Origin of the sequence: Romboutsia lituseburensis DSM 797 (assembly GCF_900103615.1) — a bacterium.
Lineage (GTDB): Bacteria > Bacillota > Clostridia > Peptostreptococcales > Peptostreptococcaceae > Romboutsia_F > Romboutsia_F lituseburensis.
The window spans coordinates 1-22,314 of the sequence record NZ_FNGW01000018.1 but is presented as its reverse complement, the minus strand read 5'-3'; the positions used below and the strand labels follow the sequence as shown (position 1 = coordinate 22,314).

Genomic DNA, 22,314 nt, shown 5'->3' with positions numbered 1-22,314 from the left:
AGCATTAATAAGAGGATTACAAAGAAATGAAATAGAAAGAGGACAAGTTATGGCTAAGCCAGGAACAGTTAAGCCTCACACTAAATTCATGGCAGAAGTATACGTTCTTAAAAAAGAAGAAGGTGGAAGACATACTCCATTCTTCGATGGATACAGACCACAATTCTACTTCAGAACAACTGACGTTACAGGAGCTTGTAAATTACCAGACGGAATAGAAATGGTAATGCCAGGAGATAACGTAACTATGCAAGTTGAGTTAATAAACTCAATAGCAATAGAAGAAGGATTAAGATTCGCAATAAGAGAAGGTGGAAGAACAGTAGCATCAGGAGTTGTTGCTTCTATAGTTGAATAATCTTCGATTATATACGATTAATCAATAGATAAAAAGAGGGGGATAACCCCTCTTTTTTTGTATTATGAAAAAAAATACTAAATAGTAATAATATACTAGTTATATTTCGTTGACAATTGCGTTCAAATTTTATATACTAAGTTAGTGCTTTGATAGAGAAACAAGTCGAGTTTGGAACTAAGTTTTACATAAAAAAAATAAATTTTGTAAAATTATAAAAAAAACTTGAAAAAATGTAAATAATGATATAAAATATAATAGTGTGCTTGAGAGATACGAAGTAAAAAAACTAAATCTTAGTTAGGAGCGACCTAATGTCGAATGTAAATTTACAACACACCCGGAGCAGTGTATCGGCATAAGTCGCGCGTAACATATAAGATAAACGTGCGATAAAGGAGGGAAATTACAATGGCTAACAATGAAAAAATAAGAATAAGATTAAAGTCATATGACCACAAATTATTAGATTTTTCAGCTGGGAAAATAGTTGAAACTGCTAAAAAGGCTGGATCACAAGTTTCAGGACCTGTGCCATTACCAACAGAAAAGCAAGTTGTAACTATATTAAGAGCTGTGCATAAGTATAAAGACTCTAGAGAGCAATTTGAAATAAGAACTCACAAGAGATTAATAGACATAGCTAACCCAACACCTAAAACAGTTGACTCTTTAATGAGATTAGACTTACCAGCTGGTGTTGATATAGAAATAAAGTTATAATAGCAACCTAAGATATGATCCTATAAGGTAACTATCTTAGAATGATTATATAAATATGTATAATCCGCTGTAAGAATTATAGGAGGTGCTAATATGAAAGGAATATTAGGAAAAAAATTAGGTATGACTCAAATATTCACTGAAGAAGGTATAGTAATACCTGTAACAGTTGTTGAGGCAGGACCAAACGTTGTAACTCAAATAAAAACAGTTGAGAAAGACGGATACACTGCAGTACAAGTAGGTTTCGGAGATGCTAAAGAGAAATCTTTAAACAAGCCTCAAAAAGGTCACTTAGCTGCTGCTAACGTATTAAAGAAACACTTAAAAGAATTTAGAGTAGATGCTGTAGAAGAATTCACAGTTGGACAAGAAATAAAGGCTGACTTATTCGCTGCAGGTGAAAAAATAGATGTAACTGGAACAAGTAAAGGTAAGGGATTCCAAGGTCCAATAAAAAGACATGGACAATCTAGAGGTCCTGAATCACACGGTTCTAGATACCACAGAAGACCAGGATCAATGGGAGCTTGTTCTTTCCCTGGTAGAGTTTTCAAAAACAAAAAATTAGCTGGACACATGGGTAGCGTTAAAGTTACAGTTCAAAACTTAGAAGTTGTTAAAGTAGACGCTGATAAGAACCTTATATTAGTTAAGGGTGCTATACCAGGACCTAAAGGTTCAGTAGTAACTATAAAGGAAGCAGTTAAGTCTTCTAAATAATGACTAACCTAAGAAAGGAGGAAGCACGATGCCAAAATTAAATGTATTAAATATTAATGGACAAAATGTTGGAGAAATAGAATTAGTAGATTCTATATTCAACGTAGAAGTTAATGAACATGTTTTATATGAGGTTGTTAAAAACCAATTAGCAAACAAGAGACAAGGTACTCAATCTGCTAAAACTAGAGCAGAAGTTAGAGGTGGCGGAAGAAAACCTTGGAAACAAAAAGGAACAGGTAGAGCTAGACAAGGTTCTATAAGAGCTGTACAATGGGTTGGTGGAGGAGTTGCTTTTGCACCTAAGCCAAGAAATTACAGCTACACATTACCTAAAAAGGTAAGAAGATTAGCTATGAAGAGTGCTTTATCTTCAAAAGTACAAAATGGAGAAATAATAGTATTAGATGCTTTAACAATGGAAGCTCCTAAGACTAAAGAATTCGCTCAAATATTAAAGAACATAAACGCTGGAAAGAAAGCTTTAGTAGTAACTGCTGAAAACAATACTAACGTAATAAAATCAGCTGCTAACATAGAAGGTGTTGCAACTGCTACAGTTAACACTATAAACGTTTATGATATATTAAAATACGATTCATTCGTAATAACTACAGACGCTGTTAAAAAAGTGGAGGAGGTGTACGCATAATGATGACTAATCCACATGATATAATAAAGAAGCCAGTTGTAACTGAGCAAAGTATGTTAGAAATGGCTAGCAAGAAATATACTTTCGTTGTGGCTAAAGATGCTAACAAAACTGAAATAAAAAAAGCTGTAGAAGCTATATTCGGAGTTAATGTAGAAAAAGTTAACACATTAAACTACGATGGAAAAGTTAAGAGAATGGGTAGACATGAAGGAAGAACTGCAAGCTTTAAGAAAGCAGTAGTTAAATTAACTGCTGATAGTAAAGAAATAGAATTCTTCCAAGGAATGTAATTATCCTACTAAACGAAGGAGGGAAAACAGATGGCTATAAAAAAGTTTAAACCAACTTCTCCTGCCTTAAGACAAATGACAGTTTTAGTTTCTGATGAAATAACTTGCAACCAACCAGAAAGATCTCTTTTAGTTTCTTTAAAGAAGAACTCTGGTAGAAATGCACACGGAAAAATAACTGTTCGTCACAGAGGTGGAGGAAACAGAAGAAAATATAGAATAATAGATTTCAAAAGAAATAAAGACGGAGTACCTGCTAAGGTTGCTACTGTTGAATACGATCCAAACAGAACTGCTAACATAGCTTTATTACACTATGCAGATGGTGAAAAGAGATATATATTAGCTCCTGTTGGAATGAACGTTGGAGATACAATATTATCTGGACCAACAGCTGATATAAAGCCAGGAAATGCATTAGCATTAAAGGATATGCCAGTAGGTACAGTAATACACAACATAGAATTAAAGCCAGGAAAAGGAGCTCAATTAGTTAGATCTGCTGGAGTTTCTGCTCAATTAATGGCTAAAGAAGGAAAGAAAGCTTTATTAAGATTACCATCAGGAGAAATGAGATTCGTTTCTATAGACTGTAAAGCTACTATAGGACAAGTTGGTAACATAGAACACGGTAACGTTGTTATAGGTAAAGCAGGTAGAAAAAGACATATGGGTATAAGACCTACTGTTAGAGGATCTGTAATGAACCCTTGTGACCATCCACACGGTGGTGGGGAAGGTAGAACTTCAATAGGTAGACCTTCACCAGTTACTCCATGGGGTAAACCAGCTCTTGGATACAAAACTAGAAAGAAAAACAAAGCTTCTGATAAGTTAATAGTATCAAGAAGAACTAAGTAATAGATTTACTTTTCACTCGGAAAGGAGGAATTTAAATGTCAAGATCAACTAAAAAAGGACCTTTCGTCCATGCGAGACTTTTAAAGAAGATAGATGCAATGAACGCTGCTGGAAATAAAGAAGTTATAAAGACTTGGTCAAGAACTTCAACTATATTCCCTCAAATGGTAGAACATACTATAGCTGTTCATGATGGAAGAAGACATGTGCCTGTTTTCATAACAGAAGACATGGTTGGACATAAGTTAGGTGAATTCGTTCCTACAAGAACTTTCAAAGGTCACAAGGACGATGAAAAATCTAATAAGAGAAAATAATAATTTCTGACTAAGGAAGGAGGAATAGCAAATGGAAGCAAAAGCTACTGCTAAATATGTACGTGTATCACCAAGAAAAGCAGGACAAATCTGTAGCCTTGTTAGAGGAAAGAATGTTGATGAAGCATTAGCAATATTAAAGTTCACTCCAAGAGGAGCGGCTTCAATAATAGCTAAAGTTGTTAAATCTGCTAAAGCAAACGCTGAAAACAACCACGAAATGGATGTTGAAAATTTATATATAGAATCAGTTGTTGCGAATCAAGGGCCAACAATGAAGAGATTCATGCCTAGAGCTATGGGACGTGCAACTATGATAAGAAAAAGAACTTCTCATATAGAGGTTGTTCTGAAAGAAAGAAAATAATTTATAGATAGGAGGGAAAATAATGGGTCAAAAAGTTAATGCACACGGGCTGAGAGTCGGTGTTATAAAAGATTGGGACTCTAGATGGTTCGTAAGTGATAAGAAAGAGTTCGGAAACTTATTATTAGAAGACCACAATGTTCGTAAATTCTTAAAGAATAGACTTTACTCTGCAGGAGTTGCGAAAATAGAAATAGAAAGATCAGCAAACAAGATGAAACTAGATTTACACGTTGCTAAGCCAGGTGTAGTTATAGGAAGAGCTGGTGCTGGAATAGATGCTTTAAAAGCTGAATTAGAAAAAATGACTAAGAAGACTGTAATAGTTAACATAGTTGAAGTAAGAAACCCAGATAAAGATGCTCAATTAGTAGCAGAAAATATAGCTTTAGCTATAGAAAGAAGGGTTGCTTTCAGAAGAGCTATGAAGCAAGCTATACAAAGAGCTATGAAGTCAGGTGTTAAAGGGATAAAAGTTTCTGCATCAGGAAGATTAGGTGGAGCAGAAATGGCTAGAACTGAAGGATACAGCGAAGGAAATGTACCTTTACAAACACTAAGATCTGATATAAACTATGGTTTCGCAGAAGCTAACACTACTTACGGGAAAACTGGTATAAAAGTTTGGATATGCAACGGTGAAGTATTACCAACTAGAAACGGTGTAAACCCAAGAGAAGATAGAAGAGATAACAGAAGAAACGATAGAAGAGATAACAAGAGAAACGATAGAAGAGATAACAGAAGAAACGATAGAAGAGGAAATGATAATAGAGGAACTAACAACAGAGGAGCAAGACCTCAAGGACAAAGACCTCAAGGATCAAGACCTCAAAGAACTGAAAACAAAGGAAATTAATATTAATTAGGTTCGAGGAAGGAGGAAATTCTCATGTTAATGCCAAAGAGAGTAAAGCGTCGTAGAGTTCATAGAGGAAGCATGGCTGGTAAAGCTCAAAAAGGTAACAAAGTTACTTACGGTGAGTTCGGTTTAGTTGCTTTAGAAGCCTCTTGGATAACTTCTAACCAAATAGAAGCTGCCAGAATAGCTATGACTAGATCTATAAAAAGAGGGGGAAAAGTTTGGATAAAAATATTCCCTCATAAGCCGGTAACAAGAAAACCAGCTGAAACTCGTATGGGTGCTGGTAAAGGATCTCCAGAATACTGGGTAGCGGTAGTTAAGCCAGGGAGAGTTATGTTCGAATTAGCAGGTGTTTCTGAAGATAAAGCTAGAGAAGCAATGAGACTTGCGATGCACAAATTACCAGTTAAATGTAAATTTGTGAAGCGTGAAGATTTAGAAGTAAAGGGTGGTGAATAGGATGCAAGCTAAAGAATTAAGAGATTTAACAGGCGAAGAGCTAATGAACAAGTTAAATGACTTCAAAAGTGAATTATTTAGCTTAAGATTCCAATTAGCTACTGGTCAATTAGAAAATACAGCTAGAATAAAATTCGTTAAAAAGGATATAGCTAGAGTTAAGACTATCCTTGCTGAAAGAAAGTTAAACGAAACTAGAGCTTAATTTGGGAAAGGAGGCTTTTTAACCATGGAAAGAGGAAGAAGAAAAGTTAGAATAGGCCGTGTTGTAAGCGACAAGATGGATAAAACAATAGTTGTTGCAGTTGAAGATTTCGTACGTCACCCATTATACAATAAGCCAGTAAAAAGAACTAAGAAGTTCAAGGCTCATGATGAACAAAACGTATGTAACATCGGAGACAAAGTTAAAATAATGGAAACTAGACCTTTATCAAAGGATAAGAGATTCAGACTAGTTGAAGTTGTTGAGAAAGTTAAGTAGTTTTTTGGAAAAGGAGGGATTACGATATGGTACAACAAGAGACACGTTTAAGAGTTGCTGATAACTCTGGTGCTAAGGAAATACTATGTATACGTGTACTAGGCGGAAGTAAAAGAAGATATGGTAACATAGGCGACGTAATAGTTGCTACTGTTAAAAGTGCAACACCTGGTGGAGTTGTAAAAAAAGGTAAAGTTGTTAAAGCTGTTATAGTAAGAACTAAGCAAGGCGTAAGACGTAAAGACGGAAGTTATATAGCGTTCGACGATAATGCTGCAGTTATAATAAAAGACGACAAGACTCCAGTAGGAACTCGTATATTCGGGCCTGTTGCTAGAGAGTTAAGAGATAATGATTTCATGAAAATAGTTTCTCTTGCTCCAGAAGTACTATAATTAAGGAGGTGCAATAGGACATGATGCGTGTTAAAAAAGGTGATACTGTTGTTGTTATAGCAGGTAAAGATAAAGGTAAAAAAGGTGCAGTTTTAAAAGTTTTCCCTAAGGCTAATAGAGTATTAGTTGAAGGTGTAAATGTAATAACTAAACACCAAAAGCCAAACGCTATGAACCCACAAGGTGGAATAGTAAACAAAGAAGCTTCAATTCACATATCTAACGTAATGCCACTTGATCCTGAAACAGGAAAAGGAACAAGAGTTAGAGTTGAAATGAAAGATGGAAAAAAAGTTAGAGTATCAGTAAAGAGCGGAAAAGAAATATAATATAGCTTGAAAGGAGGGACCTTAAATGGCTTCTAGATTACAAGAAAAATACATGAAAGAAGTTGCTCCTGCTTTAATGGAGAAATTTGGATACAAAAACGTTATGGAAATACCTAAGTTAGAAAAGATAGTTATAAACATGGGTATAGGTGACGCTAGAGAAAATCCAAAAGGATTAGAAAAGGCTGTTGAAGAGATGGAAATAATATCTGGACAAAAGCCTGTTACAACTAAAGCAAGAAAATCTGTTGCAAACTTCAAATTAAGAGAAGGTATGCCAATAGGTGCTAAAACTACATTAAGAGCTGACAAAATGTTCTACTTCATGGACAAGTTAGTATCTGTATCTTTACCAAGAGTTAGAGACTTCAGAGGAGTTAATCCTAACGCTTTCGATGGTAGAGGAAACTACGCTTTAGGTGTTAAAGAACAATTAATATTCCCTGAAATAGAATACGATAAGGTAGACAAAGTAAGAGGAATGGATATAATATTCGTTACGACTGCAAAGACTGACGAAGAAGCACGTGAATTATTAAAATTATTAGGAATGCCGTTTTCTAAGTAAGCTTAGAAAAGGTCATTTTCTAAGCTAAGACAAAGGAGGGATTCCGAGTGGCTAGAAAAGCAATGGTTGTAAAACAACAAAAGAAGCAAAAGTACGCTACTAGAGAATACACTAGATGTACTATATGTGGTAGACCACATTCAGTTTTAAGAAAATTTGGTATATGCCGTATATGCTTTAGAGAATTAGCTTATAAAGGTCAAATACCTGGTGTTAGAAAAGCAAGCTGGTAAAAACTTGTTTAAAATGGAAGGAGGGTTTCAATATGACAATGACAGATCCAATAGCAGATATGCTAACTCGTATAAGAAATGCTAATGTAGTTAAGCATGAAACTGTTGACGTTCCTGCCTCTAATGTGAAGAAAGAATTAGCTAGAATCTTATTAGAAGAAGGTTTCGTTAGAGGTTACGATGTTATAGAAGATGGAAAGCAAGGAATAATAAGAATACAATTAAAGTACGGACAAGCAGGAGAAAGAGTTATAACAGGATTAAAGAGAATATCTAAGCCTGGTATGAGAGTTTATGCTGCTAAGCAAGAAATACCTAAGGTATTAAACGGATTAGGTATATCAGTAATATCTACTTCAAAAGGAATATTAACTGATAAGCAAGCAAGAAAAGAAAATGTTGGTGGAGAAGTAATCTGCTACGTTTGGTAATATAAGCGAACAATGTAAGGAGGTGCGAGACTATGTCAAGAATAGGTGTTAAGCCAATAACTGTACCAGCAGGTGTAGAAGTTACTATAGCTGAAGGAAACTTAGTTACTGTAAAAGGACCTAAAGGAACTTTAACTAAGCAATTAGATGGTGCAATGAAGATAAATCAAGAAGAAAATACTATAACTGTTGAAAGACCAACAAACAACAAGCAACACAGAGCATTACACGGATTAACTAGAACTTTAATAGATAATATGGTAGTGGGTGTTACTAACGGATTCGAAAAGAAATTAGAATTAGTTGGTGTTGGATACAGAGCTCAAAAGCAAGGAAAAAAATTAGTTATGAACTTAGGATACTCTCATCCAGTAGAGATGGAAGATCCAGAAGGTATAACAGTTGAATCTCCTAACCAAACTGAGTTAATAGTTAAAGGTATCGATAAGCAATTAGTAGGAAACTACGCTGCTAAGATAAGAGACTGGAGAAAGCCAGAGCCATACAAAGGTAAAGGTATAAGATACGCTGGTGAAGTTGTAAGACGTAAAGAAGGTAAAACTGGTAAGAAGTAATAAATACCAAACTTAAATGCTAGAAAGGAGTGAGCCTTGTGATAAAGAAAGCTGATAAAAATGCTAATAGACTTCAAAGACATAAGAGAGTTAGAAGAAAGATAACTGGAACTACTCAAAGACCAAGATTATGTGTATTTAGAAGTGCTAACAATATATACGCTCAAATAATAGATGACACTAACAGAGTTACTGTTGTTTCTGCTTCATCTTTAGATGCAGAAGTAAAAGGAGCTGTTAATCATACAGGAAACAAAGAAGCAGCTAGAAAAGTTGGAGAAATGATCGCTAAGAAAGCTGTAGAAAAAGGAATCACTGAAGTTGTATTCGACAGAGGTGGATACTTATATCACGGTAGAGTTCAAGAATTAGCTGAAGGTGCTAGAGAAGCTGGACTTAAATTCTAATTAAGAAACAAAGGAGGGAAATGCACATGTTACGTCGTAAACTTATAGACGCAAGACAACTTGACTTAAAAGAAAAAGTTGTTGAAGTAAGACGTGTTACTAAAGTTGTAAAAGGTGGTAGAAACTTCAGATTTGCAGCGTTAGTAGTTGTTGGAGATGAAAACGGACACGTTGGTGTAGGTACTGGTAAAGCAATGGAAGTACCAGACGCTATAAAGAAAGCTGTAGAAGATGCTAAAAAGAATCTTATAAACGTACCAATGGTTGGTACAACAATTCCTCACGAAGTACACGGACACTTCGGAGCTGGAAAAATATTAATAATGCCTGCTAAGCAAGGTACAGGGGTTATAGCTGGTGGACCTGCTAGAGCCGTACTTGAATTAGCTGGATTAACAGATGTTAGAGCTAAATCTTTAGGAACTAACAACCCAAGAAACATGGTAAATGCTACAATAGAAGGACTTAACTCTCTTAAGACAGCTGAAGATATAGCTAAATTAAGAGGTAAAAAAGTTGAAGATTTACTAGGGTAAGGAGGTAGTGTAAAATGGCTAAATTACAAATAAAATTAGTTAGAAGTACAATAGGAACTACTCCTAACCAAAAGAAGAACGTAGAAGCGTTAGGATTAAGAAAAAGAGAACAAGTAGTTGTTAAAGAAGATAATGCCCAAACAAGAGGGATGATAAATAAAGTTAAGCATTTAGTAGAAGTTACTGAAATAGCTGAATAATATTTGAAAAACGAGCAATAAGAGGAGGTGCAATCCATGAAGTTACATGAGTTAAAACCTGCTAAAGGTGCAGTAAGAGCTAAGAGAAGATTAGGTAGAGGTACTGCAACTGGACAAGGTAAAACTGCAGGACGTGGACAAAAAGGACAATGGTCTCGTTCAGGTGGTGGAGTTAGAGTTGGATTCGAAGGTGGACAAATGCCACTTGCTAGAAGACTTCCAAAGAGAGGATTCAACAACATATTCAAGAAGGTTTACACAGAAGTTAATGTAGAAGCTTTAAACAGATTTGAAAACGGAACAGAAATAACTGCTGAAGTTTTAAAAGCTGCTAGAGTTATAAGCAAAATAGAAAAAGACGGCGTTAAGATCTTAGGCGAAGGAAACTTAGAAAAAGCTGTAACAGTTAAGGCTGCTAAGTTTACTGCTTCAGCTCAAGAAAAAATAGAAAAAGCTGGAGGAAAGGCAGAATTAGTTTAATCTAATCTGCTAACTCTTAGCCATTATAGGCGGGGTGGTTTAACGTGCTGTCAAAATTAAAACAAGCTTGGAAGCTTAAAGATGTAAGAAGAAAAATATTATATACTTTGATGATGATTGTAGTATTTAGGATAGGTGCAACGATACCTGTTCCTGGAGTCAATACAGATTATATAAGGGCGATGGTAGGCGACAATAGTCTACTTTCCCTATATAATATGTTCACTGGAGGAGCTTTTAGTAACTTCACATTATTTGCTTTAGGAGTAGGGCCGTATATAACAGCATCTATCATAATGCAACTTCTGACTGTCGGTTTTGAAAGTTTGGAAGAACTTCAAAAATCTGGTGAAGAAGGTAAGAAAAAAATCAACAAGTACACTAAGTACGTAGCACTAGCATTAGCATTTGTTCAAGCCATAGCGATTACGCTAGGAGTTGTAAGAGGTGCTTTAAAAACGAATAGTGTATTTTTTATAGTTACAGTTATTTTAACATTAGTATCAGCAAGTATGTTATTAATGTGGATAGGGGACAAAATTACTGAGAAAGGTCTTGGTAACGGAAGTTCTATAATAATATTCATCGGTATTATCTCAAGAATACCAGTAGATATTATATCGACTGCTAACTTAATAAAAGAAGGAAAAGTAGCTATATGGGCAGCTTTAGTGTTAGTAGTTGTAATACTTTTAACAATAACAGCAGTTACATATATACAAGAAGCTACTAGAAAAATCCCAGTCCAATACGCTAAAAGAGTTGTCGGAAGAAAAATGTATGGAGGACAAAGTTCTCATATACCTATGAAAGTTAATCAATCGGGAGTTATACCTATAATTTTCGCTAGTTCACTTTTAGCATTCCCTCAAACAATAGCAATGTTCATGGGTGCAGATGCTCAAACGTTTGTTCAAACTTACTTAAATCCAATGGGATCTCCGGGAGTTTGGATATATAGATCGCTTGAAGTTCTGTTGATAGTATTCTTCTCTTATTTCTATACGACTGTATCATTTAATACAGAAGATATAGCAAATAATATGAAAAATAATGGTGGATTTATACCAGGTATAAGACCAGGAAAACCTACTATAGATTATTTAAATAGAATATTATCAAGATTGACTCTAGCTGGTGCTTTATTCTTAGCAGGTATAGTTATGGTTTCGGCAATAGTTATGTTCTTTATGAAACTTAACATTACATTAGTTGGATCTTCATTACTAATAGTTGTTGGGGTAGCTTTAGAGCTTAAGAGACAGTTAGAATCAAATTTAGTTATGAGAAGCTATCAAGGTTTCTTAAAATAATTTGGAGATGATAATATGAGAATAATATTACTTGGACCTCCTGGTGCTGGTAAAGGTACACAGGCTGCAGGTATAGTAGAAAAATACAACATACCTCATATATCAACAGGAGATATATTCAGAAAGAATATAAAAGAAGGAACAGAGCTTGGAAAGAAAGCTAAGGAATACATAGATCAAGGATTATTAGTTCCAGACGAGTTAACTGTAGGTTTAGTTACAGACAGAGTATCTCAAGATGACTGTAAGAATGGATTTATGTTAGACGGATTCCCAAGAAATGTTGCTCAAGCTGAACACTTGGATGCGTTTCTAAACCAAGTTAATATATCTTTAGACAAGGTAGTTAATATCGAAGTTGATAAGAGTATATTAGTTGGAAGAGCTGTAGGAAGAAGAATATGTAAATCTTGCGGTGCAACGTACCATGTTGAGTTTAATCCTCCTAAAGTAGAAGGAGTATGTAACGTATGCCAAGGAGAGTTATACCAAAGAGCAGACGATACAGAAGAGACTGTATCTAAGAGAATACAAGTTTATCTTGATGAAACAAAACCATTAGTTGATTATTATAGTACTCAAGGTATAATAGCTAACATAAATGGTCAACAATCAATAGATAAGGTATTTGAAGATATAGTAAATGCTCTAGGAAGTGAAAAATAATGATTACATTGAAATCAAAGAAAGAATTAGAACTAATGAGAGAAGCAGGTAAAATAGTTGCAGAAACTCATGAAATTCTAAAAGCAGCTGTTACTCCGGGAATATCTACTTTAGAGTTAGATAAAATAGCTGAAGAGAATATAAGAAAATATAATGCGATACCATCTTTTAAAGGTTATGGCGGATTCACAGGTTCGATATGCGCTTCTATTAATGAAGAAGTAGTTCATGGAATACCTGGGAAGAAGATTTTAAAAGAAGGAGACATTATAAGTTTAGATGTAGGAGCCTATTATAAAGGATATCATTCAGACTCTGCTAGAACTCATGGAGTAGGAATAATATCTGAAGAAGATAGGAAATTAATAGAAGTAACTAGAGAAAGCTTCTATGAAGGCATAAAATTTGCTAAACTAGGATATAGATTATCTGATATCTCACACGCAATACAAGCACACGTTGAGAAACATGGTTTCTCAGTAGTTAGAGATTTAGTAGGTCATGGAGTTGGAACTGAACTTCATGAAGATCCACAAATACCTAACTATGGACCAGCCGGCAAAGGACCAAGACTTCAAGAAGGAATGGTTTTAGCTATAGAGCCTATGGTTAACGCTGGTAAATATCACGTTAAAACATTAGCTGATGGATGGACCATTGTCACTATAGATGGCAAAAAATCAGCTCATTATGAGCACACAATAGCGATCACTGAAGATGAACCACTGATATTATCAGCGTTATAATCTTTGAAAAAGTGAAAAGTGCTATTAAATAATTACGTATAAGGTCAAGTTGAAAAACCACTTGAAAAACCTAAACTAAGAAAAGTTAAGCACTTATAGAAGATATAATGTTGTTAATAATGAAATTAAGGACAGTATAGAATCTGACAAATGTACAGATATTTTAAGAGCTCAACTTACTAAGTTAGATCAAATGATTTAACTTATTGAAATGGAGGTTTGGTTAATTAATGGCCAAAAAAGATGTTATAGAACTAGAAGGTACAGTTACTGAAAACTTACCTAATGCTATGTTTAAAGTAAAGTTAGAAAATGGACATGAAGTATTATGTCACTTATCTGGAAAGCTAAGAATGAACTTCATAAGAATTCTTGAAGGTGATAAGGTGAATGTAGAACTTTCTCCGTATGATCTTACAAGAGGAAGAATCACTTGGCGTAAGAAGTAGACTATTTTAATATTAGTCTAAGGAGGGATTAACAATGAAAGTAAGACCATCAGTAAAACCAATATGTGAAAAATGTAAAGTAATAAAAAGAAAAGGTAAAGTAATGGTTATCTGTGAAAATCCAAAGCATAAGCAAAAGCAAGGATAATAAATTATTACTAGCAATTTGTTAACATATATAGTATAATATTAAATTGTGATGTTAACGAAACGTATTAAATGCGTAAACAAATCTGATTTCGGATTGAATATTAATTAAGATTTTAACACTAAAAACTAAGTGTAGGAGGTGCGAATTAATGGCAAGAATAGCTGGGGTAGATTTACCTAGAGAAAAAAGAGCGGAAATAGCTTTAACTTATATATATGGTATAGGTAAAGCAACTGCTAACGAAATATTAGCTAAAGCTGAGATAAATCCTGATGTAAGAATAAAAGACTTATCTGAAGAACAAGTTAACGACCTAAGAAAGATAATAGATAGTGATTTCTTAGTTGAAGGTGACTTAAGAAGAGAGATAGCTTTAAATATAAAGAGATTAAGAGATATAAAATGTTACAGAGGTATGAGACATGCTAAAGGTCTTCCACTAAGAGGACAAAGAACTAAGACTAACGCTAGAACTAGAAAAGGTCCTAGAAAAACTGTATCTCGTAAGAAGAAGAAGTAATAAATCATAATTAGATAGGAGGGAAAACAATGGCTAAACCAAAAAAGAAAGTTACACGTGTTAGAAGAAAAGAACGTAAAAACATAGAACGTGGACAAGCACATATACAATCAACTTTCAACAATACAATAATAACTTTAACTGATGTTCATGGAAATGCTATATCTGCTGCATCTTCAGGACAATTAGGATTCAAAGGATCAAGAAAAGCGACTCCATTCGCATCTCAAATGGCTGCTGAAACAGCTGCTAAGGCTGCAATGGAACACGGTTTAAAAACTGTAGAAGTATTCGTAAAAGGACCAGGTTCAGGAAGAGAAGCTGCGATAAGAGCTTTACAAGCTACAGGATTAGAAGTAACTATGATAAAAGACGTTACTCCAATTCCTCACAATGGATGTAGACCACCAAAAAGAAGAAGAGTATAATTATATAATTAGTAAATTAGGAGGTGCAAAGACATGGCAAGATACACAGGTGCATCATGCAGACAATGTCGTAGAGAAGGAATGAAATTATTCCTTAAAGGTGACAGATGTTACACTGATAAATGTGCTATAGTTAAGAGAAACTATGCTCCAGGACAACATGGACAAGGAAGAAAGAAAGTTTCTAACTATGGATTACAATTAAGAGAAAAGCAAAAAGTTAAGAGAATATACGGAGTTTTAGAAACTCAATTCAGAAACTTATACGAGCGTGCTGAAAAGATGGCTGGTATAACAGGGGAAAACTTATTAAGTCTATTAGAAAGAAGATTAGACAACGTTGTTTACAGAATGGGATTAGCTTCATCTAGAAAAGAAGCTAGACAATTAGTAGGACACGGTCACTTCTTATTAAACGGACACAAAGCTGATATAGCTTCTATAACAGTTAAGCCTGGTGATGTTATAACAGTAAAAGAAAGATCAAAATCATCTGCTAAATTCAAAGCTTTAGTAGAAAACAATACAAGAATAGCTCCTAAATGGTTAGAAGCTAACGTAGAAGAAATGACAGTTAAGGTTGTTGCTAATCCATCAAGAGAAGATATAGATCTTGAAATAGCAGAACACTTAATCATAGAGCTTTACTCTAAGTAATAAGCATATTTTAAAATTTATTTTAAGATTTTGTTTACCCTCAGTGGATTAATAAATTTGAAGGAGGGTTTTGTCCATGATAGAAATAGAAAAACCAAAAGTAGATATAATCGAACTTAGCGAAGACTATAGATATGGAAAGTTTGTCATAGAGCCTCTAGAAAGAGGCTATGGCATAACTATAGGTAATGCTTTAAGAAGAATATTATTATCTTCTTTACCAGGTGTTGCAGTTAACTCTATAAAAATAGATGGAGTTCTTCATGAATTCTCTACAGTACCAGGTGTAAAAGAAGACGTTACAGAAATAATATTAGCATTAAAAGAACTTTCAGCTACTATAGATGGTGAAGGAAGTAGAACACTTAAAATAGAAGCTCAAGGTCCATGCACTATCACGGGATCAGACATAATATGTCCTCCTGATGTTGAAATATTAAGCAAGGATTTAAAGATAGCTACGCTAGATGAGAATGCTAAGTTTAATATGGAAATATTTGTAGATAAAGGTAGAGGTTATGTTTCTGCTGAAGAAAACAAAACAGAGCATATGCCTATAGGTGTTTTACCTGTAGACTCAATATATACTCCTGTTGAAAAAGTGAGCTACCATGTAGAAAATACAAGAGTAGGTCAGAAAACAGATTATGACAAATTAGTACTAGACGTTTGGACTAATGGAAGTATAAATCCTCAAGAAGGAATATCTCTTGCAGCCAAAGTTTTAGTTGAACATTTAAATCTATTCATAGACTTAACAGAGCATGTAAGCAATGTTGAGATAATGGTAGAAAAAGAAGAAGATCAAAAAGAAAAAGTTCTTGAAATGACTATAGAAGAATTAGATTTATCAGTTAGATCATACAACTGTTTAAAGAGAGCGGGAATCAATACAGTTGAAGAATTAGCTAATAAGTCTGAGGACGATATGATGAAAGTTAGAAACTTAGGAAAGAAATCTCTAGAAGAGGTTATCCAAAAGTTAGAAGAACTTGGACTAGGTCTTAAACCAAGCGAAGAATAATAGCAAAAAGGAGGGATAGTATGGCTACTTACCGTAAATTAGGACGTGAAACAGCTCACAGAAACCTTATGTTAAGAAACTTAGTAACTGATTTACTAAGAAACGGAAGAATAGAAACTACAGTAACTAGAGCGAAGGAAACTAAGAGAATGGCAGAAAAGATGATAACTCTTGGTAAAAGAGGAGATCTTCATGCTAGAAGACAAGTTTTAGCTTATGTTATGGATGAAACTGTAGTAAACAATTTATTCACTGAAATAGCTCCAAAGTATGCTGAGAGAAACGGTGGATATACTAGAATAATCAAAAAAGGACCAAGAAAAGGCGACGCTGCTGAAATGGCTTTTATAGAATTAGTATAGTATGATAAGGATTAAGCTTTATAGCTTAGTCCTTTTTTTATATTTAAATATAAAGTATATAAAAAAATTTTACTTATATTATAATTAAAATTAATTTACGCTTATATATGTTTAAATGTGTAGAATTTATATATTAATTTGTACCCTAACGAATTATGAAAATTATGAAAAACTATGGTATAATACTATTTAAAATGATTTTTATAGCTATTATATAGAGCTTAGTTGTTAACTAAAATAAGTATATATAGCTTTTATACTATTTACTAAAGGAGTAAATTAATGAAAGATATAATAAAAGTTAATGGAGTTTCTTTTGAATATTTAACAGAAGAAAGTTCGCTTAAAGCGATAGATAACTTAACGTTGGATGTAAAAGAGGGAGAATTTGTAGCTATAATAGGACATAATGGTTCAGGTAAATCTACTTTATCTAAAAATTTGAATGCTATATTGATTCCGAGTGAAGGAAACATCCTTATCGATGGATTAGATACTCGAGAAGAAGATAAACTTTGGGATATAAGACAGACAGCGGGTATGGTTTTCCAGAATCCAGATAATCAAATAGTTGCAACTATTGTTGAAGAGGATGTAGCCTTTGGACCAGAAAATCTAGGAATACCTCCTAAGGAAATTAGAAAAAGGGTAGAGGAATCTCTTAAGAGTGTAGGAATGTATGATTTAAGAGATAGACAACCACATTTATTATCTGGAGGTCAAAAACAAAGAGTTGCGATTGCGGGTATTATTGCAATGAAACCTAAGTGTATAATATTTGATGAAGCTACAGCTATGCTAGATCCATCGGGTAGAAAAGAAGTTATGAAGACAATAAAAAGACTTAATAAAGAAGAAAATATTACAACACTTCATATAACGCACTTTATGGAAGAGGCTGTAGAAGCTGACAGAGTTATAGTTATGGATAAAGGAAGAAAATTACTTGAAGGAACACCTAGAGAAGTATTTAGTAAGATAGACTTATTAAGAAAAATAGGTTTAGATGTTCCTTGCATGACAGAACTTTCAAGTTTATTAAAAGAAGAAGGGCTAAATATAAGCAGTGATATACTGACTGTAGATGAGATGGTGATGAAATTATGTCAATTATAGTAAAGAATTTAACTCATATTTACAATGAAGGTATGCCTTTTGCAAGTAAGGCATTAGATGATATTTCATTTGAGATTAAGGATCAAGATTTTGTGGGGCTAATAGGTCATACAGGGTCTGGGAAGTCTACTTTAATACAACATCTTAATGGAATATTAAAACCTCATGCTGGAAAAATATATATAAATGATTTTGATATAACAGATCCAACTTTAAACTTAACAGATATAAGAAAAAGAGTAGGAGTTGTATTTCAATATCCAGAATATCAACTGTTCGAAGAAACGATAGAAAAAGATATAGCTTTTGGACCCTCTAATTTAGGTTTAGAGGTTGAGGAGATAAACTCAAGGGTTAAAACATCTATGGCAGCCGTTGGGTTAGATTATGAGGCTTTTAAAGATAAGTCTCCATTTGAATTATCAGGGGGACAAAAAAGAAGAGTTGCTATAGCGGGGGTTATAGCCATGAACCCAGAAGTATTAATCTTAGATGAGCCTACAGCTGGTCTAGACCCTGGTGGAAGAGATGAAATATTTGAACTTATAAAAAAACTTCATAAAGAAAAAAATATGACTATAATTTTATCCTCTCATAGTATGGATGATATGGCTAAGCTAGCAAAGACTTTAATAGTAATGAATCATGGTAAAATAGAATTCATGGGTAGTCCTAGAGAAGTTTTCAATTCTAATATATCTAGACTTAAAGAAATTGGATTAGATATACCTCAGGTATTAGAATTGACTATGAAACTAAGAGATAAAGGCTTTGATATAAGGGAAGATGTATTAACTTTAGATGAAGTTAAAGAAGAAATATTAAGAATTATGAGAGGAAGAAAAAAATGTTAAAAGATATTACTATAGGTCAGTACTATCCATCTAACTCTGCTATTCATAAATTAGATGCTAGGGTAAAACTTATAGCTACTTTTGTTTTTATGGTGTCTTTATTCATAATAAATAAGTTTTGGCCATATGCAGTAGTTTTATTAGCGCTAATTTCTGTAGTAAAGTTATCTAATATACCAATGAAGTATATTATAAAGGGGATAAAACCACTTAGATGGATAATATTATTTACTTTTGTTATAAATGTATTCTTTTTACCTGGAGACCCTATTTGGTCATTTGGTTTTTTATCTATAACTAGGCAAGGAATAGAACAGGCTATATTCATGGCAGTTAGATTAGTATTTTTAGTAGTTGGAACATCTATACTTACTTTAACTACATCACCAATAGAACTTACGGATGGAATAGAAAGGCTTTTAAGTCCATTCAGAAAGGTTGGACTACCTGTACATGAATTAGCTATGATGATGACAATAGCTTTAAGATTTATACCTACTCTATTAGATGAAACAGACAAGATAATGAAAGCTCAAATGTCAAGAGGTGCGGATTTTGAAAGTAAAAATCTTATAAGTAGAGCTAAGAATCTAGTTCCACTATTAGTTCCTTTGTTTGTAAGTGCGTTTAGGAGAGCTGATGAGCTTGCTATGGCTATGGAAGCTAGATGCTATAGAGGTGGGTACAATAGAACTAAAATGAAAGAAGCTGTAATTAGTAAAGTAGATTATGTAGCAAGTAGTATACTGGCTATATATTTGGTTATAATTATAGCTACGAGATTTATATAAAGAGGTAAATGATGAGAAATTTAAAAGTTACTATACAATACAATGGCAAGAACTATTGTGGATGGCAAAAACAACCCGATTCTTTAGGTATACAAGGTACAATTGAGAATGCTATTTATGAAATAACTAAAGAAAAGATAAAAATAACAGGTTCTGGTAGAACTGATGCAGGTGTACATGCATTAGGACAGGTTGCTAATTTTAAGTTAGAATCAAAAATACCGACAGAAAAGTTGCCAAATGCATTAAATGCTAAGCTACCTAAAGATATATCAATAATAGATTGTATCGAAGTAGATGAAGAGTTTCATTCTAGGTATAGTGCTAAACGAAAAAGATATAGGTATTTAATTTATAATAGTTCTTATAGAAATCCTATATACAAAGATATGTCATATCATGTAAAATATGATTTAGATTTAAAAAAAATGTGTGAAGAAGCTAAAAGCCTAATTGGAGAGCATGATTTTAAAGGATTTATGAGCTCTGGTTCTTCTGTTAATGATACTATTAGAACTATTTATGACATTACACTACAAAAACAAGATAACTTAATAATTTTAGAAGTAGAAGGTAATGGATTTTTATATAATATGGTAAGAATAATAGTAGGGACGTTAGTTGATATAGGCAGAGGAAGGATAAAAGAAAGCTTAAAAAATATAATTGACTCAAAGGAAAGAGGTATGTGTGGTCATACTGCGCCAGCTCATGGATTATTTCTTAAAAAAGTTGATTATTAGCTTGACACACCAGGGGCCATGTATTAAAATGAATTAGAGTGTGTTAATAAGTCCACTTGCCCCGGACTTGACATAAACGGTAAAATTTTTATATGAAAATAAGTTAAGGAGGGACAACTATGAAAAGTTATATAGCTAAGCCAGCTGATGTACAAAGAAAATGGTACATCGTTGATGCTGAAGGAAAAACATTAGGTCGTTTAGCAACTGAAATAGCGACAGTATTAAGAGGAAAGCACAAGGTTACTTTCACTCCACACGTTGACGGAGGAGATTTCGTTGTTGTTGTGAATGCAGAGAAGGTAGTTTTAACAGGAAAGAAATTAGATCAAAAAATGTACAGATACCACACAGGATATGTAGGTGGATTAAAAGAAATAACTTACAGAGAAATGATGGCTAAGAAGCCTGAGGAAGTAGTTTCTCATGCAGTAAGCGGTATGTTATGTAAGAACAAATTAAGAAGCAGAATGATGACTAGATTAAGAGTATTTGCAGGAGCAAACCATGACCATGCAGCTCAAAATCCAGAAGTTTTAAACTTTAAATAATAATTACGGGTGAAAGGAGGAGTTATCATGGCTAACGTTCAATATTACGGAACTGGAAGAAGAAAGCACTCTGTTGCTAGAGTTAGATTAGTTGCAGGTGAAGGAAATATAGTAGTAAATGGAAGAGAAGTTGGAGAATACTTCAACTACGAAACTTTAATAAGAGATGTTAAGCAACCATTAGTGTTAACTAACAACGAAACTAAGTACGATGTTATAGTAAAGGTTGAAGGTGGAGGATTCACTGGACAAGCTGGAGCTATAAGACATGGTATATCTAGAGCTTTATTAAAAGCTGACGCTGAGTTAAGAGGAGACTTAAAGAAAGAAGGATTCTTAACTAGAGATGCTAGAATGAAGGAAAGAAAGAAATACGGATTAAAGGCAGCAAGAAGAGCTCCACAATTCTCAAAGAGATAATTTTATATGTTTGTACAAAGACTTTGGAATATTCCAAAGTCTTTTTTAATATAAATGTACAGGGTGATATTGTGAGAAAGTACATAAAACATATAATTTTTGGATCTATAGCATTAATATTAGTGGTAGTATCAATATTTGAAATAAAAAATGTATCGGAAGATGTTATGGAGTATATGCCGGTAACTAATAAAACTATAATAATTGATGCTGGACATGGAGGAATAGATCCAGGAACTTTAAATGAAGATAAGACGATAAAAGAAAAAGATATAAATTTAGCTATCGCACAAAAATTAAGAGAATTATTAGAATCTAGCGGGGCTCTTGTAATATTAACAAGAGAAGATGATAGTAGTTTGTATCAAGAAGATGGTAATAAAACAACAAGACAAAAATATAATGAGAATCTTAAAAATAGAAAAAAAATAATAGATGAGTCTAATGCAGATATGTTTGTATCTATACATATGAATGCCTTAACTGGAAATGGTGCATCTAAATATTATGGTGCTCAAACTTTTTATCCTAAAGGAAAAGAAGAGTCAGTACAATTATCAAAATATATACAACAAGAATTAAAGAGAGTTGTTGATAAAACAAATAATAGAGAAATAAAACCAAGAGATGATATATATTTATTAAAAGAAAATAAGATACCCTCAGTATTAATAGAGTGTGGTTTTTTATCTAATGAAAAAGAAGCTAAAATGTTAACTGATGAGAAATATCAAGAAAAGATAGCGTGGTCTATATATGTAGGAGTACAAAAATATTTTAGTGAAAATATGAATAATAATTAAAAAAAAGAGAAAAATAGGTTATGTTAGGATATTTAATATATACTTGATATGACCTATTTTTAATTATTTATTAAAACTTAAAAAAAATTAGAAAAAATTGTTGACTTAGTAAAAAATAGGTGTTATTATTAAATAGTTCTCAACAAGAGGACATAAGAACTTTGAAAATTAAACAGTAGGTTAATTTATAGAAACAAACATAATTCTTTATAGAATTAAACACAAACAACCAAGCCAGATATTCAGATAATGATTAGCTGAGCAATGGACAACTTTTATTTGAGAGTTTGATCCTGGCTCAGGATGAACGCTGGCGGCGTGCCTAACACATGCAAGTCGAGCGATCTTCTTCGGAAGAGAGCGGCGGACGGGTGAGTAACGCGTGGGTAACCTGCCCTGTACACACGGATAACATACCGAAAGGTATGCTAATACGGGATAACATACTTTTATCGCATGGTAGA

39 protein-coding genes and 1 rRNA gene are annotated in these 22,314 nt (G+C 33.5%); all 40 read left to right on the top strand.

The genetic code is table 11. From position 1 onward, the window contains the following. Positions 1 to 358: elongation factor Tu (locus BLP75_RS17670; protein WP_482211628.1), on the top strand; the 358-nt coding region annotated here is incomplete at its 5' end. Positions 359 to 769: 411 nt separating this feature from the next. After that, positions 770 to 1,081, top strand: coding sequence for a 30S ribosomal protein S10 (gene rpsJ, locus BLP75_RS17665; protein WP_092727861.1), 312 nt, complete (start codon positions 770 to 772; stop codon positions 1,079 to 1,081). A gap of 93 nt (positions 1,082 to 1,174) precedes the next feature. Then, positions 1,175 to 1,804 carry a 50S ribosomal protein L3 gene (gene rplC, locus BLP75_RS17660; protein ID WP_092727860.1) on the top strand — a complete coding sequence of 210 codons (630 nt, stop codon included), beginning with the start codon at positions 1,175 to 1,177 and terminating at the stop codon, positions 1,802 to 1,804. Between the two features lie 28 nt (positions 1,805 to 1,832). Further along, positions 1,833 to 2,456, top strand: a complete 624-nt coding sequence (rplD, locus tag BLP75_RS17655; RefSeq protein WP_092727859.1) for a 50S ribosomal protein L4 — start codon at positions 1,833 to 1,835, stop codon at positions 2,454 to 2,456. A gap of 2 nt (positions 2,457 to 2,458) precedes the next feature. After that, complete coding sequence (gene rplW, locus BLP75_RS17650; RefSeq protein WP_092727863.1) at positions 2,459 to 2,749, top strand: 50S ribosomal protein L23; 291 nt, start codon at positions 2,459 to 2,461, stop codon at positions 2,747 to 2,749. Between the two features lie 30 nt (positions 2,750 to 2,779). After that, positions 2,780 to 3,610 carry a 50S ribosomal protein L2 gene (gene rplB, locus BLP75_RS17645; RefSeq protein ID WP_092727858.1) on the top strand — a complete coding sequence of 277 codons (831 nt, stop codon included), beginning with the start codon at positions 2,780 to 2,782 and terminating at the stop codon, positions 3,608 to 3,610. Between the two features lie 35 nt (positions 3,611 to 3,645). Beyond that, on the top strand, positions 3,646 to 3,927 hold the full coding sequence (gene rpsS, locus BLP75_RS17640; RefSeq protein ID WP_092727857.1) for a 30S ribosomal protein S19: 282 nt from the start codon (positions 3,646 to 3,648) through the stop codon (positions 3,925 to 3,927). Positions 3,928 to 3,958: 31 nt separating this feature from the next. Continuing rightward, positions 3,959 to 4,294, top strand: a complete 336-nt coding sequence (gene rplV / locus BLP75_RS17635) for a 50S ribosomal protein L22 (RefSeq protein WP_092727856.1) — start codon at positions 3,959 to 3,961, stop codon at positions 4,292 to 4,294. Positions 4,295 to 4,316: 22 nt separating this feature from the next. After that, on the top strand, positions 4,317 to 5,153 hold the full coding sequence (gene rpsC, locus BLP75_RS17630; RefSeq protein ID WP_092727855.1) for a 30S ribosomal protein S3: 837 nt from the start codon (positions 4,317 to 4,319) through the stop codon (positions 5,151 to 5,153). 33 nt (positions 5,154 to 5,186) lie between these two features. Then, a complete protein-coding gene (gene rplP, locus BLP75_RS17625) occupies positions 5,187 to 5,618 on the top strand; it encodes a 50S ribosomal protein L16 (protein ID WP_092727854.1) in 432 nt (143 codons plus the stop codon). A gap of 1 nt (position 5,619) precedes the next feature. Further along, the gene (gene rpmC, locus BLP75_RS17620) at positions 5,620 to 5,823 is read left to right on the top strand and encodes a 50S ribosomal protein L29 (protein WP_042278256.1); all 204 of its coding nucleotides are present in this window, start codon (positions 5,620 to 5,622) and stop codon (positions 5,821 to 5,823) included. A 24-nt stretch (positions 5,824 to 5,847) separates the two neighbouring features. Then, positions 5,848 to 6,102: a 30S ribosomal protein S17 gene (gene rpsQ, locus BLP75_RS17615; RefSeq protein ID WP_042278258.1), complete on the top strand. Its 255-nt coding sequence runs from the start codon at positions 5,848 to 5,850 to the stop codon at positions 6,100 to 6,102. Positions 6,103 to 6,128: 26 nt separating this feature from the next. Beyond that, positions 6,129 to 6,497: a 50S ribosomal protein L14 gene (gene rplN, locus BLP75_RS17610; protein WP_092727853.1), complete on the top strand. Its 369-nt coding sequence runs from the start codon at positions 6,129 to 6,131 to the stop codon at positions 6,495 to 6,497. A 23-nt stretch (positions 6,498 to 6,520) separates the two neighbouring features. Then, complete coding sequence (gene rplX / locus BLP75_RS17605) at positions 6,521 to 6,826, top strand: 50S ribosomal protein L24 (protein WP_092727862.1); 306 nt, start codon at positions 6,521 to 6,523, stop codon at positions 6,824 to 6,826. Positions 6,827 to 6,851: 25 nt separating this feature from the next. Then, the gene (gene rplE, locus BLP75_RS17600; protein WP_092727852.1) at positions 6,852 to 7,394 is read left to right on the top strand and encodes a 50S ribosomal protein L5; all 543 of its coding nucleotides are present in this window, start codon (positions 6,852 to 6,854) and stop codon (positions 7,392 to 7,394) included. A 47-nt stretch (positions 7,395 to 7,441) separates the two neighbouring features. After that, positions 7,442 to 7,627, top strand: coding sequence for a type Z 30S ribosomal protein S14 (locus BLP75_RS17595; RefSeq protein WP_021127555.1), 186 nt, complete (start codon positions 7,442 to 7,444; stop codon positions 7,625 to 7,627). Positions 7,628 to 7,659: 32 nt separating this feature from the next. Continuing rightward, positions 7,660 to 8,058, top strand: coding sequence for a 30S ribosomal protein S8 (gene rpsH / locus BLP75_RS17590; protein WP_092727851.1), 399 nt, complete (start codon positions 7,660 to 7,662; stop codon positions 8,056 to 8,058). Positions 8,059 to 8,090: 32 nt separating this feature from the next. Next, a complete protein-coding gene (rplF, locus tag BLP75_RS17585; RefSeq protein WP_092727850.1) occupies positions 8,091 to 8,633 on the top strand; it encodes a 50S ribosomal protein L6 in 543 nt (180 codons plus the stop codon). Between the two features lie 38 nt (positions 8,634 to 8,671). Next, on the top strand, positions 8,672 to 9,040 hold the full coding sequence (gene rplR, locus BLP75_RS17580; protein WP_092727849.1) for a 50S ribosomal protein L18: 369 nt from the start codon (positions 8,672 to 8,674) through the stop codon (positions 9,038 to 9,040). Positions 9,041 to 9,066: 26 nt separating this feature from the next. Then, positions 9,067 to 9,576, top strand: a complete 510-nt coding sequence (rpsE, locus tag BLP75_RS17575; RefSeq protein ID WP_092727848.1) for a 30S ribosomal protein S5 — start codon at positions 9,067 to 9,069, stop codon at positions 9,574 to 9,576. A gap of 14 nt (positions 9,577 to 9,590) precedes the next feature. Further along, positions 9,591 to 9,776 (top strand): 50S ribosomal protein L30, encoded by a 186-nt coding sequence (gene rpmD / locus BLP75_RS17570; protein WP_092727847.1) that lies wholly within the window; start codon positions 9,591 to 9,593, stop codon positions 9,774 to 9,776. Between the two features lie 36 nt (positions 9,777 to 9,812). After that, positions 9,813 to 10,256 carry a 50S ribosomal protein L15 gene (rplO, locus tag BLP75_RS17565; RefSeq protein WP_092727846.1) on the top strand — a complete coding sequence of 148 codons (444 nt, stop codon included), beginning with the start codon at positions 9,813 to 9,815 and terminating at the stop codon, positions 10,254 to 10,256. Positions 10,257 to 10,300: 44 nt separating this feature from the next. After that, positions 10,301 to 11,569 carry a preprotein translocase subunit SecY gene (secY, locus tag BLP75_RS17560; protein WP_092727845.1) on the top strand — a complete coding sequence of 423 codons (1,269 nt, stop codon included), beginning with the start codon at positions 10,301 to 10,303 and terminating at the stop codon, positions 11,567 to 11,569. A gap of 15 nt (positions 11,570 to 11,584) precedes the next feature. Further along, a complete protein-coding gene (locus tag BLP75_RS17555; protein ID WP_092727844.1) occupies positions 11,585 to 12,235 on the top strand; it encodes an adenylate kinase in 651 nt (216 codons plus the stop codon). Next, complete coding sequence (gene map, locus BLP75_RS17550; protein WP_092727843.1) at positions 12,235 to 12,981, top strand: type I methionyl aminopeptidase; 747 nt, start codon at positions 12,235 to 12,237, stop codon at positions 12,979 to 12,981. Before BLP75_RS17555 ends, map begins: the two co-directional genes overlap by 1 nt. A 230-nt stretch (positions 12,982 to 13,211) precedes the next feature. Then, on the top strand, positions 13,212 to 13,430 hold the full coding sequence (infA, locus tag BLP75_RS17545) for a translation initiation factor IF-1 (protein WP_092727842.1): 219 nt from the start codon (positions 13,212 to 13,214) through the stop codon (positions 13,428 to 13,430). Positions 13,431 to 13,464: 34 nt separating this feature from the next. Next, the gene (gene rpmJ, locus BLP75_RS17540) at positions 13,465 to 13,578 is read left to right on the top strand and encodes a 50S ribosomal protein L36 (protein WP_002509257.1); all 114 of its coding nucleotides are present in this window, start codon (positions 13,465 to 13,467) and stop codon (positions 13,576 to 13,578) included. Between the two features lie 151 nt (positions 13,579 to 13,729). Further along, positions 13,730 to 14,101, top strand: coding sequence for a 30S ribosomal protein S13 (rpsM, locus tag BLP75_RS17535; RefSeq protein ID WP_092727841.1), 372 nt, complete (start codon positions 13,730 to 13,732; stop codon positions 14,099 to 14,101). 29 nt (positions 14,102 to 14,130) lie between these two features. Then, on the top strand, positions 14,131 to 14,529 hold the full coding sequence (rpsK, locus tag BLP75_RS17530) for a 30S ribosomal protein S11 (RefSeq protein ID WP_092727840.1): 399 nt from the start codon (positions 14,131 to 14,133) through the stop codon (positions 14,527 to 14,529). Between the two features lie 33 nt (positions 14,530 to 14,562). After that, complete coding sequence (gene rpsD, locus BLP75_RS17525; protein WP_092727839.1) at positions 14,563 to 15,186, top strand: 30S ribosomal protein S4; 624 nt, start codon at positions 14,563 to 14,565, stop codon at positions 15,184 to 15,186. 76 nt (positions 15,187 to 15,262) lie between these two features. Next, the gene (locus tag BLP75_RS17520) at positions 15,263 to 16,210 is read left to right on the top strand and encodes a DNA-directed RNA polymerase subunit alpha (RefSeq protein WP_092727838.1); all 948 of its coding nucleotides are present in this window, start codon (positions 15,263 to 15,265) and stop codon (positions 16,208 to 16,210) included. 20 nt (positions 16,211 to 16,230) lie between these two features. Continuing rightward, positions 16,231 to 16,572, top strand: a complete 342-nt coding sequence (gene rplQ / locus BLP75_RS17515; RefSeq protein WP_092727837.1) for a 50S ribosomal protein L17 — start codon at positions 16,231 to 16,233, stop codon at positions 16,570 to 16,572. Positions 16,573 to 16,854: 282 nt separating this feature from the next. Further along, the gene (locus BLP75_RS17510) at positions 16,855 to 17,688 is read left to right on the top strand and encodes an energy-coupling factor transporter ATPase (RefSeq protein WP_092727836.1); all 834 of its coding nucleotides are present in this window, start codon (positions 16,855 to 16,857) and stop codon (positions 17,686 to 17,688) included. Further along, positions 17,676 to 18,542: an energy-coupling factor transporter ATPase gene (locus BLP75_RS17505; protein ID WP_092727835.1), complete on the top strand. Its 867-nt coding sequence runs from the start codon at positions 17,676 to 17,678 to the stop codon at positions 18,540 to 18,542. Before BLP75_RS17510 ends, BLP75_RS17505 begins: the two co-directional genes overlap by 13 nt. Further along, the gene (locus tag BLP75_RS17500) at positions 18,536 to 19,333 is read left to right on the top strand and encodes an energy-coupling factor transporter transmembrane component T family protein (RefSeq protein ID WP_092727834.1); all 798 of its coding nucleotides are present in this window, start codon (positions 18,536 to 18,538) and stop codon (positions 19,331 to 19,333) included. Before BLP75_RS17505 ends, BLP75_RS17500 begins: the two co-directional genes overlap by 7 nt. A gap of 11 nt (positions 19,334 to 19,344) precedes the next feature. Beyond that, positions 19,345 to 20,076: a tRNA pseudouridine(38-40) synthase TruA gene (truA, locus tag BLP75_RS17495; RefSeq protein ID WP_092727833.1), complete on the top strand. Its 732-nt coding sequence runs from the start codon at positions 19,345 to 19,347 to the stop codon at positions 20,074 to 20,076. A gap of 119 nt (positions 20,077 to 20,195) precedes the next feature. Next, positions 20,196 to 20,627, top strand: coding sequence for a 50S ribosomal protein L13 (rplM, locus tag BLP75_RS17490; protein WP_092727832.1), 432 nt, complete (start codon positions 20,196 to 20,198; stop codon positions 20,625 to 20,627). Positions 20,628 to 20,654: 27 nt separating this feature from the next. Beyond that, on the top strand, positions 20,655 to 21,047 hold the full coding sequence (rpsI, locus tag BLP75_RS17485; protein WP_092727831.1) for a 30S ribosomal protein S9: 393 nt from the start codon (positions 20,655 to 20,657) through the stop codon (positions 21,045 to 21,047). Positions 21,048 to 21,118: 71 nt separating this feature from the next. Continuing rightward, positions 21,119 to 21,850, top strand: coding sequence for an N-acetylmuramoyl-L-alanine amidase CwlD (gene cwlD / locus BLP75_RS17480; protein ID WP_092727830.1), 732 nt, complete (start codon positions 21,119 to 21,121; stop codon positions 21,848 to 21,850). A 275-nt stretch (positions 21,851 to 22,125) separates the two neighbouring features. Next, positions 22,126 to 22,314: ribosomal RNA gene (locus BLP75_RS17475) — 16S ribosomal RNA — on the top strand; the annotation flags it as partial.